Source organism: Neorhizobium huautlense (genome assembly GCF_030811685.1).
GTDB classification, from domain to species: Bacteria; Pseudomonadota; Alphaproteobacteria; order Rhizobiales; family Rhizobiaceae; genus Neorhizobium; species Neorhizobium huautlense_A.
The window spans coordinates 439912-452705 of the sequence record NZ_JAUSRF010000002.1 but is presented as its reverse complement, the minus strand read 5'-3'; the positions used below and the strand labels follow the sequence as shown (position 1 = coordinate 452705).

The window sequence follows — 12794 nt, the reverse complement described above, 5'->3', positions numbered from 1 at the left end:
CCAAATTCCGAAGTCTGACGCGTGTCGCATGCCAATGCCTCATGGCAGCCGCAGCCCAGAACATCAAGAAGATCGCAATCGCCCTCACAAGGGCCACTCAGCCAGCCATGGCATGAGGCAGAAGGATCTTCATTGCCTCATTCGAACGCGGCCGGCAAACCCGGTGGTTCGCATAAAACAAAACCCCGCCAAAAAATGACGGGGTTTGTCAGCGGTCTGAGCCGCCTGGAAACAGGCGGCTTTTGTGTGTTTTGGGGCGTCGTCATGCTTCTTGAGTGTCAGGAACAGCCACAAGCATAAATGACCATGCATGAGCGCGATCGCCGAGTTGCGGTCGACAACCATCCTGCGACATGGCGGCCATGAAAATCGGCTGCGTCCCCTCGATGGAATAAAGCTGCGACGTGCTTTATGTGTCTTTCCAAAGTCCGGAACTGAACGGGAGGCTGGATGATACGGCGGTCTTTTCTCACCCTTTTGCTGGCGACCCTGACACCGGTTGCCGGTCCGCGTCATGCACGAGGTGAAGACATGAATGCCGATTGGCTGATCGCCCCCCACCATGGAATAGGGCGCCTCACTTTTGGCCTTTCTGCAGATGAAGTCGCCGCGTTTGCCCCTGTCTACGGTGAACAGGGTAGCCTCATTACCTATGCCGAAAAGCCCGCCGCGATCGAGGAAATGATCGCCCTTAATCGCTCATCTTTGTCGGACGAGACAATTGAAATCCTCAGACAGTCCGCACGAGATCTCGAAAACCGGGCTTCACAGAACCTGACGAAGGGGCGCGTGCCGGTCCTGCTCGAATATCAGGACAACAGACTTGATGGCGTTGCCGTCGAAGCCGGACATACAGAGGCCCATTTTGCGGGGCAGCGGGTCTTCTCACTCGACGCCCGCGAGGTTCTGGCGTTGTTCGAGTGCGCCAATGGAGCGCCCGGTCGATACAATTCCACCGAGGCGGCGTTCGACAATATTGCGGTTTCTCTCTTCTCCTTCAGCATCACGTCGCCATCGGGAAAGGTTTATCCGATGCCGAGGACCAATCCGAATTTTCAGGAGCGCTCAGTGACAGTGCGCCTTGCCCCCTACAGGCCTGCGCACGAACTCGATCAATTCGTCGAATTCTCGTTTAAATAAGGCGATGTACAGCGGAAGCACCGGGAGTAACATGCTTGCAGAGTTTCTGAGAACCGGAACCATATTCGGCATCACCAACGACGACATGTTCGATGACGTGCTCGGCAAGGTCCGACGCAGCGACTATCACCTCGATTCCCATAATCAGCATGACGTAATACTTCATAATCAGCTTCGGTGGGAAATCTGGTGGGAGACTGGTTACAAGACCGGCAGGATCTGGATCCATTTGAGAGGACTTGCCCGAAGGTTGGGGATCACCGGACAAGAGGATCTGATGGCCTGCCTCGCACGGTACGATCTGAGCGTCTCGGAAATACGGAAGACCTCCGATGAAGAGAATCTCATCTGCCTTTCAAATGAACTGCAGATCGTGGTGGAAACCGGGACTGGCGGATTTGAGATCATTTATGTAGCGAGATCTTATTGCTAAAGCGGCTGGCATTCGCTTGGGAACGTGTGGATCTCACCGCCACCCCCCATTTCGCTGATGGACGCCATCACAAACTTTGGCTGGTCGTCCAACCCTCTCCCCGCTAGTCATGACTGACAAACGTCAAATCCGCGGGAGAATACCCATGCCGACCGTCCGTTATGTCACCCTCGATGTTTTCACGCAGACGCGTTTCACCGGCAATCCGCTCGCCGTCATTCTCGATGCGCAGGGTTTGAGCAGTGCGGACATGCAGGCCATCGCCACGGAATTCAACTATTCCGAAACGACCTTCGTTCTGCCGCCGCAGGATCCGCAAAACAGCGCGCAGGTGCGCATCTTCACCCCCACGATGGAAGTGCCATTTGCCGGCCACCCCAATGTCGGCACCGCTTATGTACTTGGCCAGCAGGCCGAAATCTTTGGCAGGCCGGTGGGCGAGACACTGCGTTTCGAGGAAAAGGCCGGTCTTGTCGAAGTGGCGCTGAAACGCGAAAACGGCAAGGTGACGGCTGCCTCCATCCGCGCGCCGCAGGCTCTGAGCACCGGCAGCACGGTGGATGTGCAAAGCGTCGCCGATTGCCTGTCGCTCGATCCCGAAAACATCCGCACGGAAAATCACCAGCCGCGATACGCATCGGTCGGGCTGGCATTCGTGTTTGCCGAACTGGATGGGCTGGAGGCGCTCGGAAGAGCGCAGCCCGATCTGGCTGCATTCAAGACGGCGGCGAAAAAATATCCCGGAGAGGGCCTCGATTTCCCGATCTTCCTTTATGTCCGCGACCCATCCCGCCCCTGGCATATTCGCGCCCGCATGTTTTCGCCGCTCGACAACGTGCCGGAAGACCCGGCCACCGGCAGCGCCTCGGCCGCCCTTGCCGCCTATCTGGTCGAAACCAGCAGCGATCTTGAGCCAGACGGCACGACTGCCATCACCATCGAACAGGGCGTGGAAATGGGCCGCCGCAGCCTCATCCAGCTTGAGGTCACGAAGCGCGCCGGCAAGGTCAGCGATGTTCTGGTCGGCGGGAGCTGCGCCATGGTGATGCGCGGCGAACTGGATTGCTGAAAGAGCGGTTCACGTAAAATCTCGGAGCAGCAGCGTCACCGCCCACAGCACGAAGGCCAGCACGGCCAGCTTCCAGAAATCGGCACGCCGCTTCAGCCCCGGCAGGCCGAGCGGCTTGATGATCTGCACCACCATGGCGGCCAGAAGCAGCAGTCCGATTATCTTCGTCATTCAAACCAGCATTTCTTGCAAACCAGCATTTCTTGCGTGCCCGCCACAGGCTGGACATTTTTTGGATCGACCACAGATAGGCTCAGGCAGCGGGATTCGGAACGACTTTTTTCATAACTCCGAACCTATAGTCCGGCAGCCCTCCATTCGCTGCCCGACCAGCTTAGACGGTCGGGCGTGCTGACACACGAACAGTACGGTCGAACATACGCATGAGACGCAATCTTCTGCCTGTCCTCGCCCTTCTCTCCGGCACGCTTTTCCTCTTTCTCGGCAATGGCTTGCAGGGCCTTCTCCTGCCCCTGCGCGGTTCGCTGGAAGGTTATTCCAACGAAGCACTCGGTTTTCTCGGCACATCCTGGGCCGCCGGTTTTGTGGTCGGCTGTTTCGTGGCGCCCAATGTCGTCAGGCGCATCGGCCATGTGCGCGCCTTTTCCGGCTTTCTCGGCCTCATCTGTTTGAATGTGCTGCTGACCGGCATTCTGGTCGACCAGACGGCATGGCTGACCTTGCGCGCCATCACCGGTTTTTCGACTGCCGGCACCTCGATGATCATCGAAAGCTGGCTGAACGAACGCGCCACCAATGAAAGTCGCGGCGCGATCTTCTCCTTCTATATCGCCATCACCCTGTTCGGCGTGGTCGGCGGCCAGATGATGGTGATGTTCGCGGATGTCTCGACGCCGCTTCTCTTCATGCTCTGCGGCATTCTTTATTGCGTGGCGCAATTGCCGACCACGCTCTCCAAGGCGGCCTCGCCGCAACCGCTCAAACGTGTGCGGCTGGATCTGCCGAGCCTTTACGCCCATTCGCCGATTTCCTTCATCGGCATCCTGCTGATCGGTATTGCCAACGGCGCCTATGGCACGCTCGGCGCGGTTTTTGGCGCCCGTGCCGGGTTGGACCAAACCTCGATCGCCGCCATGGTGTCGATCACCATTTTTGCCGGCGCCATCATGCAGTTTCCGGCCGGCCGCCTCTCCGACCGTATGGACCGCCGTCACGTTCTGGCCGGCCTTTCGGCAGCCGCCGCGCTCGCGGCACTTATCCTGCTCATCGTGCAGCCCAACAATGTCACGGCCATCATCATTCTGGTCGCCATCTATGGCGCCATGGCGAACGCGCTTTATCCGATCGCCGTTGCCCATGCGAATGACTTTGCGGCGCCCGAAGACTTCGTAAAGGTGTCCGGCGGCCTGCTTCTCCTGTTCGGCATCGGAACGATCATCGGCCCAACTCTCGGTGGCCCGGTGATGACGGCACTTGGGCCTTACGCCCTGTTTGCTGTCACGGCCGGTGCGCATATACTCATTTCGGTTTACGCGATCATTCGCAGCCGCATCCGTGCGGCCGTGCCGGTCGATGAACGCGACACCTATACGACCGCGCCGGCCGGCAATGCCCTGCTCGGCACGCCGGAGGGCCTGGCGCTTGATCCGCGCGCCAGCGCCAATGTTGAAGCCGGCAGCGATGCGACTGAAGAACAACGCCGCGCCACGGCCTGACACTGGAATCACAAGGTCAAACGGGAGGACACCATGACCTTTCTTGATGACGACCGCCCGAAAAAACCGCTGGCCCACGAGGTCGGCCAGGACCTCTCCACCCTGTCCGTCGATGAACTCGACAAGCGGGTAACGCTGCTGCGCGAGGAAATAGCAAGGCTGGAGGCGGAAAAGGCCAGAAAGGCATCAGGCAAGGCGGCAGCGGAAAGCCTCTTCAAATCCTGAACCGGATAGTCAGTCGTGGAGCAGAATAATTGATAAAAATAACATTAAATTCGGCTGTTTTAACCGAATATTAAGCATTCTAATTCATTACTATCCACATCCAGTTCTTCTGGTGTCAGACGGTTTTCCCTTTGGTGAAAGGGTCTGATTTTCTCCCTGTTTTACCTTGAGAGCCGCCTTTGCGGCTCTTTTTTTTGGGTTTACGCAGCTATCCTGTGGGAATTAACCCTTCCTTAAGAATTGGCTTGCGGTTTTAAGCTATCAGTACCATCTTGATGCGGAAGACAGACGAGGGCGGAACCTTTGGGCCTCCTTCGTCATTGCCTGATCAAGTTGATGCGTTAGCAGGATTTACCCCATGTCAGAACAGGTATTGAATACCGTCAGTTTCGCAGGCCGCGCAGCTTCGTCCTCGCAGTTCAAGTCTCTGTATTCTGAAGGTATGTCGCTGGTGGAAGAAACCGCCGGTTACCTGGATGGCACGGGCCGCGCAGCGTCCAAGGTTCTGCCGCGCATGGCATCGGTGCTTTATGCAGCCGAATCCATGCGGCTGACCACCCGCCTGATGCAGATGGCCTCCTGGCTTCTGCTGCAGCGTGCGGTCAACAATGGCGAGATGAGCCGGGATCAGGTGATTTCCGAAAAGAGCAAGGTTCGCCTCGACGGCTTTAACGTCGATCGCAACGCTCCGGGCTGGAATGATCTTCCGGAAGGTTTCCGTGATCTGGTCGAACGCTCGCTGCGCCTGCAGAACCGTATCGCCATTCTTGATCGCGAGATCTACCGTCCAGGTGAAGCCAAGCTTCCCGACAACGAAAACGGCGTGCGCGCCCAGCTGAACCTGCTGAGCACCGCGTTTTCGAACTGATCCACTTTCTACGCATCCAAGCACAAATTTTTCAAAGCGGACTTCGGTCCGCTTTTTTTTATGCTGAATCCTTGGTTATTCCCCGGGTCCGCCGCGCTCAGTGATATCGGCAAAAATGCCGGCCATGTTGCGCAAGGCGGATTTCGACAACGAGCCGAGCACATGTTCGTTCGGCGCATGCTGGCAGCAGCCGCCATAGCTATGCGGCACCCAGACGGTGGGCAGGCCGAGAATTTCGGAGAACGCGTCATTGGGAAGAGAACCGGCCAGATTGGGCAGGACATGCGGTGGCTTGCCCTCTGTCCGCTCCAGCGATTCGGTCACCAGCCGTACCCACGGATGATCCGGTGAAACACGTGTCGCCCGAAACGCTTCGCCACGCGTGGCGCGCAGCTCGACTCTCTCGAAACCATGGGAATCCAGATGCCGGCGCAGGGCGGGCAGAATGTCTTCCGGCTCGGTACCAACCACAAAACGCAGCTGGCAGGTGGCCCGCGCCACGCCGGAAATGGCATTGACCGGACAATCCGGCACACCACTGGTCATGGCGAGCACGGCAAAACTGTTCCATCCGAAGGCACGCTCGGCCGGTGTCAGCCCCTCCTCGCCCCAATTTTCTTCGACCGGAGGACCGTCGCTGCCCATCGGCAGACCGGCAAGCGCTGCGCGAACATCTGATGTCAGAGAGGTCGGTCGCCATTCCGGCACCCTTATCTGTCCGCGCACATCGGTGATCAAGGCAATCGCATGCAGAAGCACGATGGCCGGGTCGGAAATCAGCCCGCCGAAATTACCGGAGTGATAGGCACCCGGCCGAAAATCGGCGACGAGTTCAAAATTTAGCGCCCCGCGCGAGCCCATGAACACGGTGGCGGTGTCGGCCTGCAAACGCGGCCCGTCGGAGGCAATCAGCACATCGGCGCTGAGAAGCTCCCGGTTTGCGCGGAAAAACTCGCGCAAGCCAGCCGAACCTGTCTCCTCCGACATCTCGACGATCACCTTGACGTTGAAGCCGAGCTTTCCGCGCTCGGCGAGCAGAAACCCAAGGGCGCGAAAATTGATGAGATGCTGCACCTTGTTGTCGGCGGTGCCACGCCCGTAGATGCGGTCGCCTTCCACAACCACATCAAACGGCGAAAGCCCCTCCCGCCAGGCGCCTTCCTGCGGGTTGCATACATCACCATGACCATAAATCAGCACCGTCTTCAGCGCCGGATCCTCAATGCGAGAGCCGACAAGCAGCGGCGCACCGCCGGGCAGCGGATTGTCAAAAATCTGCGTGTGAAAATCCATCTCCCGCAACATCGGCTCGATGGCATCGGTGAGATAGTCCATCAGGAACGGCGCCTTGGACGGATCCTGACTTTCGCTTCGAATGGCGACAAGGCGGGTCAGGTCGGCAAGAAAGCGGCCATCATCGAAATAGGTCTCGGCGCGGGAAATAACCGCCTCACGCTCACCGGCCTTCGACTGACGTGTGTTCGCCGCATCCATCGTCCCGCTCCGTGTTGTTTTGGTTGTGGAGAGTGTAGCGTCGCGAAAGGATCGAAGGCCAGCGGAAATCGAGCGCGAGGACCGTGGTTCGGCCACACTTGCCGAAAACCCGGCAAGCGCTTATATTTCTGGAGCAGGAGACAGAGCGCAAGCCCTGCCTCCCGTCTCTTAGGCAAGGAATTGGACCCGCACGGATACCAGCCAGGTCGTGCGGGTTTTCCTTACCGTCAGAGTGATACTAAATGGGATGAACCACATAGATCATCTCCAGTTCAGCAGCGAGGCCTTCGCCTAAAGGCCGGAGCGGCCCATCCTCCCCGGTGCGCCCTGGCAATGCGCATCTGCTTTCGCTGCGGAAGTCATTATTCTCATCGCAGCTATCCACACACGTGAAAGCAGCCACAAAACAACCTTAGATTTAACTCGTAAATCTGCAAGCAGCAGATTTATCGCCGAGTGGATCGGCTCTTATGGTCTCGCGCCAAATCCAGGAACCTTGTCTTGATGGCGGCAAACAGGCCCGGCGGAATGAAGCCGTAAGCGAACGGGCTGTCAGCCCCGGCAATCCGGGACAGACCGGCATTCGGCCATTCATCGACATTGTGCTCGGAAACGATGACCCAACTGGGCAGATCATCCAGACCAAGCGCACGCTTCACGGCCGCCGGAATTTCAACTCCAACCACGGCGCCGGAAGGCGGACTATGGGTGATTGGCAAAAGAACCACGTATCGCGGTTGCACAACTTTATCGCTCGCCGCGACCAGACAGGCGGGCCGGTCTTTCCCTTGCTCGCGACCGCCGGCGGCTTCGTCCGCCCAGACATAATCATAGCGCACGACAAGACCAGGCTTCGGGTCCGGCAGCGCCATCAGCCACCTATTTCAGAAGATCATCGAGCACCTTGTGCTCAGGCGCCATCTCCGCCGTGTCGACGGCATCGATAATGGCGTCCAGCGCATCGGCCGTATGGTGTTTTCTCTGCGCCGCCGCCCGCAACCAGTCGTAATGGTCTGCCGACATCAGCACGAGTTCACGACGCCCGTCGCGCGTGATCTCCACAGGCTCCTGCTGGGCCTGCCCCTGATACTCTTCGAGCTTGCGCCGGAATTCGGCCGAGGCCACCTTGCGCATGAGCGCCATCCTTTTCGCGAAAACCAAGCTAGAATTATATGGCGATGCTGCAGATCAGCAAGGCGGATATTCTCGCCGCCCAAAACACAAAAAAGCCCGGCTTGCGCCAGGCTTCTTGCATTCCAAAACAAGCAGGAATTAGAGGCCGAGGCCGCCGAAACGCTTGTTGAACTTGGAAACGCGGCCGCCGCGGTCCAGCATCTGCTGGTTGCCGCCGGTCCAGGCCGGATGCGACTTCGGGTCGATTTCGAGGTTCATGACCTGACCTTCCGAACCCCAGGTCGAACGGGTTTCGTACTCGGTGCCGTCGGTCATGACGACTTTGATGACGTGGTAGTCGGGATGGATGCTGGCCTTCATGACACTCTTCCTGATAGAGGGCTCATTTGTCACAGTGAAGCGCCGAGCCCTGAACGATAAATTGAAGCCTGGACCGGTTTCCGTTCCGAGCTTCCCAATTTGATGCGGAGCCTATACAGGAAGGTCACCGAGAGTACAAGTGCCCGCAACCGACCGTCGGCACATGACCGATCAAGAGGACTATTGTGGCCGATATCCAGGAAAACCAGACCAAGACCCGCCGTTCACCGCAGCCTTTGATGCGTCTTATGCCGCATGTGCTGCGCTATCGCGGCATGGTTTGCGCGGCAATCCTCTTCCTGACGCTCGCCGCCATCACCACGCTGGCCCTGCCCTTGGCGGTGCGCCGTATGATCGATCATGGTTTTGCCGCCGCAGACGGCGGATTCGTCAACAACTATTTCGGTATGATGCTGGTTCTGGCCTCGCTTCTCGCGCTCGCCAGCGCCATGCGCTATTATTATGTCATCACCATCGGCGAGCGCGTCGTCGCCGATATCCGCCGTGAAGTTTTTTCCCGCATCGCGGCGCTCTCCCCGTCCTTCTTCGACGTCAACCAGTCCGGCGAACTGGTTTCGCGCCTGACGGCCGATACGACCCAGATCAAGTCCGCCTTCGGCTCCTCGGCCTCGCTGGCGCTGCGCAATCTCATCCTCTGTCTCGGGGCGATGGTGATGATGATCTATACCAGCCCTGCCCTTTCCGGCATGGTGCTGGGTGCGATCCCGCTGATCGTTTTTCCGCTGGTCGCCTTCGGCCGTTCCGTGCGCCGCCGCTCGCGCGCGGCACAGGACAAGCTTGCCGAAACCTCCGCCTTTGCATCGGAAACCATCGGCGCGGTGCGCACCATCCAGGCGTTTAACGGCGAACAGGAAGCCGCTACGCGCTATGGCGCAACCGTCGAATTCGCCTATGACGCCGCCCGCAACGCCATCCGTTCACGCGCACTTCTCACCGGCGTCGGCATTTTGCTCGTGTTCGGCAGCATTGTCGGCGTGTTGTGGTATGGCGCGCAGAACGTTCTGGCCGGCACGATGAGCGCCGGCACGCTCGGCCAGTTCGTGCTTTACGCCGTGCTTTTGGCAAGCTCGCTTGGCCAGCTGTCGGAAGTCTGGGGCGATCTTTCGCAGGCCGGTGGTGCAGCCGAACGGTTGATGGAACTGCTCAACGAAGTCCCGGCCATCCGTGATCCTGAAACACCCGTCGCCCTGCCCTCGCCGGCGCGCGGCGAAGTCGAGTTCGACAATGTGTCTTTTGCCTATCCGAGCCGCGTCAGCGCCGTCACGCTCAACAGCCTGTCTCTGAAGGTGAAGGCCGGCGAAACCGTCGCCATCGTCGGCCCGTCGGGCGCCGGCAAGAGCACGATCCTCTCGGTTCTGCTGCGTTATTACGATCCGATTGCCGGCAGCGTGAAGCTGGATGGAATCGACGTGAAACAGGCACGCCTCACCGACCTCCGTTCGCGCATGGCCATCGTACCGCAGGATGTCACCATCTTTGCCGCTTCGATCCACGACAACATCGCCTTCGGCAAGCCAGACGCCACACGGGATGAAGTCCGCGCCGCCGCCATCGCCGCACAGGCCGATGGTTTCATCTCGGCGCTCGACAACGGTTACGATACGCTGGCCGGCGAACGCGGCATCACGCTCTCCGGTGGCCAGCGCCAGCGCATCGCCATTGCCCGCGCCATCCTGAAAGATGCGCCGGTGCTGCTGCTTGACGAAGCCACCTCGGCTCTCGATGCCGAAAGCGAAACGCTGGTGCAGAAGGCGCTGGACGGGCTGATGAAGGATCGCACCACGATCGTGATTGCCCATCGCCTTGCGACCGTTCTGAAGGCCGATCGTATCGTCGTCATGGAGAACGGCCATATCGTCGAACAGGGCACCCACCACAGCCTTGCCGCCGATGACGGGCTTTACGCCAAGCTCGCACGCCTGCAGTTCGACCGCGGACTGGAACGCCCGAACGGCCTCACCCACTGAAACGCAGTTAATATACTGCTAATACACTCATGTTAGCCTGACCTAACGATCATCCATTTGCCGAATTGTCTCGGCATGGATGACCGGTGGCTTTCTCGCCCCGGAGAACGAACGGCCCGGCGAACGGAAAGACATGCAGCGTTCCGATTCTCAGAAGGGCTCAAGGCGTTTCGACGGCATGGATGTCACCACCCAACTGGCCCACGCGCCAGCCTCCCTCCCCCTCGATGCACTTCTCGATGAGGTGCAGTACCGCACATTTCTGTATTTCTGGGAGGGCGGCCATCCGGAAACCGGCCTTCCCTTCGAAAAGCGCCGTGCCGACGGTTACATGGCGACCGATGCGGTGGCGATGAGCGGTGTCGGTTTCGGCCTGATGGCGCTGCTGGTCGGCTCCGAGCGCGGCTGGATTTCGAGAGAAGAATGCCTCGAGCGCACCGCCCTCATCGTCAAGAACCTTTTTCGCGCACCACGTTTCCACGGCGCATTTTCCCATCTCATCCATGGCACGACCTGCGATGTCCTGCCCTTCTCGCAGAAGGACGACGGCGGCGATCTGGTTGAAACCGCGCTGCTGATGCAGGGCCTGATCTGCGCCCGCGAATATTTTGCCGGTGACAACAAAGCCGAAAACGAACTGCGCGAAAAAATTACCCGCCTCTACGACGAAACCGACTGGCGCTGGTACACCCGCGGCGACGATGACGGCCCGCTTTACTGGCACTGGAGCAAGGACCACGACTGGATCATGAACCTGCCGATCACCGGCTGGAACGAATCGCTCTCGGCCTACATCCTCGCCGCCGGCTCCAACACCCACCCCATCGATCCGCAAAATTATCATTCCGGCTGGACGCGTAACGGCGCCTTCGTCAACGGCGAGAGCTATTTTGGCACCCGCCTGCCCTTCGGCGAACCGCTGGGCGGGCCGCTGTTCATGTCGCAATATTCCTTCTGCGCGCTCGATCCGCGCGGGCTGGAAGATCGTTATGGCGATTATTGGGAGCAGGTGGTGGCGCATGCGCGCATCAACCACGATTATTGCCTCACCGTGCCGGAATACCGCAAAGCCAATGTCTGGGGCCTGACGGCCTCGGAAATCCCCTATGGCTACGCCGCCAGTTCACCCACCGAGGATTTTGGCGCGATTGCCCCGACCGCCGCGCTCTCCAGCTTCCCCTTCCTGCCGCGCGAGGCGGAAAAAGCCCTGCGCGCCTTCATGGCCTTCGACAATGGCGCCCTCTTCGGCCCACTCGGTTTTGTCGATGCCTTCACCCCATCAGGCGACTGGACAGCCCCACATTACATCGTCATCGACCAGGGCCCGATCGTCGCGCTGATCGAGAATTTTCGCACCGGACTTTTGTGGGACCTGTTCATGAAGGCGCCGGAAGTGCGGCGTGGGCTGGCAAGGCTGGATTTTCAGGTGGGCAACCAGCATTCGAGGTGAATGCTGGAGAGGGTTGGATCAGCAAGCGAAATCGAATTTCATGTCGCGGAAATCCAACTGCGCATTGCCTCCACCAAAATTGTACCCTCCAAAGTCCTCTTCGAATTCGATGTAATACGGACTGAAGTCAGGCGTGTTCTGCGCAGGGCGCATTGTACCGCCAATGTGGTTGGCCGCATGGCCATCAGCCCATTCATGTTCCCGCCAGTTCTCGATTTCGGTCTTTCCATCAAGCCAATAGAAGAAAGGTCGATAACCGCCTTCCTCTGGCTCTTCGCCGTAATAATCACGTGGCGGCATACCGGCATTGGGATCATTGGCTCGTGCAGTCCATGTCAACGGCCGGTGGACATGCCTGTCGCCCACCTCTTCACCAGAGGAAGCGGGGCTCGCGGTAAAAAAGTCCGAAGAATTAAAAGCACCTTTCGACAACCACAGAGGTGGCGGCACCATGCCGACCAAAGAACTGTCGACGGCAGGCGGCGGCATACACGGTCCGGCGTCAAACTCCTCGCGTGTCAAAAGGATAACCGCATAAGCACAATCCAGTATGTCGTACATCCGGTGGGTTCTGGGATGCGCCATGCAGGCCCGCTCCCAGAACGGCCGGAGTTGCGGATCGCCGGGCGGAGCATCGCCGGGTATTTCGATCACAGATCTTGTGCCCTCATACCCCTGAACATGCGACCCGTCATTGTGATCGGGTGAGGTCGCGAAGAAGGAGAGAGCGGCGATTTCAGACCCGTGAATGCGATACTCTTCGGGCAGCAAAATCGTGAAACCGTGCATCATCGGATAACCGCTCCACGGATCGAGCGGCCACTCTTCGGGACCGATGCCGGGAGGAAGGCCATAACACCAGCCTTGTCCGCCCTGCTGTTCCGGCGCAAGCACCAGCTCTGAAACCTCGATATCGTAAGCTTTCATCTGCCCTCTCCAACAAGCATTCACGCCCTC

Annotated in this window: 14 protein-coding genes; 8 read left to right on the top strand and 6 right to left on the bottom strand. The window is 59.0% G+C overall.

Annotation, left to right across the window (positions count from 1 at the left end; translation table 11 throughout):
- Positions 1-450 precede the first annotated feature (450 nt).
- The 3 genes from J2T09_RS04775 to J2T09_RS04765 all read left to right on the top strand — a co-directional run bounded on the left by J2T09_RS04775 (position 451) and on the right by J2T09_RS04765 (position 2642).
- Complete coding sequence (locus J2T09_RS04775; protein WP_306831649.1) at positions 451-1140, top strand: hypothetical protein; 690 nt, start codon at positions 451-453, stop codon at positions 1138-1140.
- A 31-nt stretch (positions 1141-1171) separates the two neighbouring features.
- A complete protein-coding gene (locus J2T09_RS04770) occupies positions 1172-1573 on the top strand; it encodes a hypothetical protein (protein WP_306831646.1) in 402 nt (133 codons plus the stop codon).
- 145 nt (positions 1574-1718) lie between these two features.
- Positions 1719-2642: a PhzF family phenazine biosynthesis protein gene (locus J2T09_RS04765; RefSeq protein WP_306831644.1), complete on the top strand. Its 924-nt coding sequence runs from the start codon at positions 1719-1721 to the stop codon at positions 2640-2642.
- Between the two features lie 9 nt (positions 2643-2651).
- On the opposite strand, the gene J2T09_RS04760 is transcribed toward J2T09_RS04765, so the two are convergent.
- Entirely contained in the window at positions 2652-2813 is a 162-nt protein-coding gene (locus J2T09_RS04760; RefSeq protein WP_306831641.1) for a hypothetical protein, read from the bottom strand.
- A 212-nt stretch (positions 2814-3025) separates the two neighbouring features.
- Here J2T09_RS04760 and J2T09_RS04755 point away from each other — a divergent pair, with 212 nt between their 5' ends.
- The 3 genes from J2T09_RS04755 to rcdA all read left to right on the top strand — a co-directional run bounded on the left by J2T09_RS04755 (position 3026) and on the right by rcdA (position 5411).
- Positions 3026-4318, top strand: a complete 1293-nt coding sequence (locus J2T09_RS04755) for an MFS transporter (protein ID WP_306831639.1) — start codon at positions 3026-3028, stop codon at positions 4316-4318.
- 33 nt (positions 4319-4351) lie between these two features.
- Positions 4352-4543 carry a DUF1192 domain-containing protein gene (locus tag J2T09_RS04750; protein ID WP_306831637.1) on the top strand — a complete coding sequence of 64 codons (192 nt, stop codon included), beginning with the start codon at positions 4352-4354 and terminating at the stop codon, positions 4541-4543.
- A 358-nt stretch (positions 4544-4901) separates the two neighbouring features.
- Positions 4902-5411, top strand: coding sequence for a protease adaptor protein RcdA (gene rcdA, locus J2T09_RS04745; protein WP_306831635.1), 510 nt, complete (start codon positions 4902-4904; stop codon positions 5409-5411).
- Between the two features lie 75 nt (positions 5412-5486).
- On the opposite strand, the gene J2T09_RS04740 is transcribed toward rcdA, so the two are convergent.
- The 4 genes from J2T09_RS04740 to rpmE form a co-directional block, all read right to left on the bottom strand.
- Complete coding sequence (locus tag J2T09_RS04740; RefSeq protein ID WP_306831633.1) at positions 5487-6905, bottom strand: M20 family metallopeptidase; 1419 nt, start codon at positions 6903-6905, stop codon at positions 5487-5489.
- Positions 6906-7351: 446 nt separating this feature from the next.
- The gene (locus J2T09_RS04735) at positions 7352-7777 is read right to left on the bottom strand and encodes a hypothetical protein (protein ID WP_306831631.1); all 426 of its coding nucleotides are present in this window, start codon (positions 7775-7777) and stop codon (positions 7352-7354) included.
- Between the two features lie 7 nt (positions 7778-7784).
- Positions 7785-8039 carry a type II toxin-antitoxin system prevent-host-death family antitoxin gene (locus J2T09_RS04730; RefSeq protein ID WP_306831629.1) on the bottom strand — a complete coding sequence of 85 codons (255 nt, stop codon included), beginning with the start codon at positions 8037-8039 and terminating at the stop codon, positions 7785-7787.
- A 138-nt stretch (positions 8040-8177) separates the two neighbouring features.
- Entirely contained in the window at positions 8178-8399 is a 222-nt protein-coding gene (gene rpmE, locus J2T09_RS04725) for a 50S ribosomal protein L31 (RefSeq protein ID WP_132271598.1), read from the bottom strand.
- A gap of 239 nt (positions 8400-8638) precedes the next feature.
- Here rpmE and J2T09_RS04720 point away from each other — a divergent pair, with 239 nt between their 5' ends.
- Positions 8639-10387, top strand: a complete 1749-nt coding sequence (locus tag J2T09_RS04720; RefSeq protein ID WP_306831700.1) for an ABC transporter transmembrane domain-containing protein — start codon at positions 8639-8641, stop codon at positions 10385-10387.
- A gap of 133 nt (positions 10388-10520) precedes the next feature.
- Complete coding sequence (locus tag J2T09_RS04715; RefSeq protein ID WP_306831625.1) at positions 10521-11837, top strand: glucoamylase family protein; 1317 nt, start codon at positions 10521-10523, stop codon at positions 11835-11837.
- A gap of 18 nt (positions 11838-11855) precedes the next feature.
- Here the strand turns inward: J2T09_RS04715 and J2T09_RS04710 are convergent, their stop codons facing one another.
- On the bottom strand, positions 11856-12764 hold the full coding sequence (locus J2T09_RS04710) for a hypothetical protein (RefSeq protein WP_306831623.1): 909 nt from the start codon (positions 12762-12764) through the stop codon (positions 11856-11858).
- Positions 12765-12794 lie beyond the last annotated feature (30 nt).

Excerpts from the sequence above, each read along its gene's own strand:
- J2T09_RS04720 (WP_306831700.1), top strand. The coding sequence starts at position 8,639 with ATGCGTCTTATGCCGCATGTGCTGCGCTATCGCGGCATGGTTTGCGCG.
- J2T09_RS04740 (WP_306831633.1), bottom strand. The coding sequence starts at position 6,905 with ATGGATGCGGCGAACACACGTCAGTCGAAGGCCGGTGAGCGTGAGGCG.
- J2T09_RS04760 (WP_306831641.1), bottom strand. The coding sequence starts at position 2,813 with ATGACGAAGATAATCGGACTGCTGCTTCTGGCCGCCATGGTGGTGCAG.
- J2T09_RS04715 (WP_306831625.1), top strand. The coding sequence starts at position 10,521 with ATGCAGCGTTCCGATTCTCAGAAGGGCTCAAGGCGTTTCGACGGCATG.
- rpmE (WP_132271598.1), bottom strand. The coding sequence starts at position 8,399 with ATGAAGGCCAGCATCCATCCCGACTACCACGTCATCAAAGTCGTCATG.
- J2T09_RS04730 (WP_306831629.1), bottom strand. The coding sequence starts at position 8,039 with ATGCGCAAGGTGGCCTCGGCCGAATTCCGGCGCAAGCTCGAAGAGTAT.
- J2T09_RS04750 (WP_306831637.1), top strand. The coding sequence starts at position 4,352 with ATGACCTTTCTTGATGACGACCGCCCGAAAAAACCGCTGGCCCACGAG.
- J2T09_RS04770 (WP_306831646.1), top strand. The coding sequence starts at position 1,172 with ATGCTTGCAGAGTTTCTGAGAACCGGAACCATATTCGGCATCACCAAC.
- J2T09_RS04775 (WP_306831649.1), top strand. The coding sequence starts at position 451 with ATGATACGGCGGTCTTTTCTCACCCTTTTGCTGGCGACCCTGACACCG.
- J2T09_RS04710 (WP_306831623.1), bottom strand. The coding sequence starts at position 12,764 with ATGAAAGCTTACGATATCGAGGTTTCAGAGCTGGTGCTTGCGCCGGAA.
- J2T09_RS04755 (WP_306831639.1), top strand. The coding sequence starts at position 3,026 with ATGAGACGCAATCTTCTGCCTGTCCTCGCCCTTCTCTCCGGCACGCTT.
- rcdA (WP_306831635.1), top strand. The coding sequence starts at position 4,902 with ATGTCAGAACAGGTATTGAATACCGTCAGTTTCGCAGGCCGCGCAGCT.
- J2T09_RS04765 (WP_306831644.1), top strand. The coding sequence starts at position 1,719 with ATGCCGACCGTCCGTTATGTCACCCTCGATGTTTTCACGCAGACGCGT.
- J2T09_RS04735 (WP_306831631.1), bottom strand. The coding sequence starts at position 7,777 with ATGGCGCTGCCGGACCCGAAGCCTGGTCTTGTCGTGCGCTATGATTAT.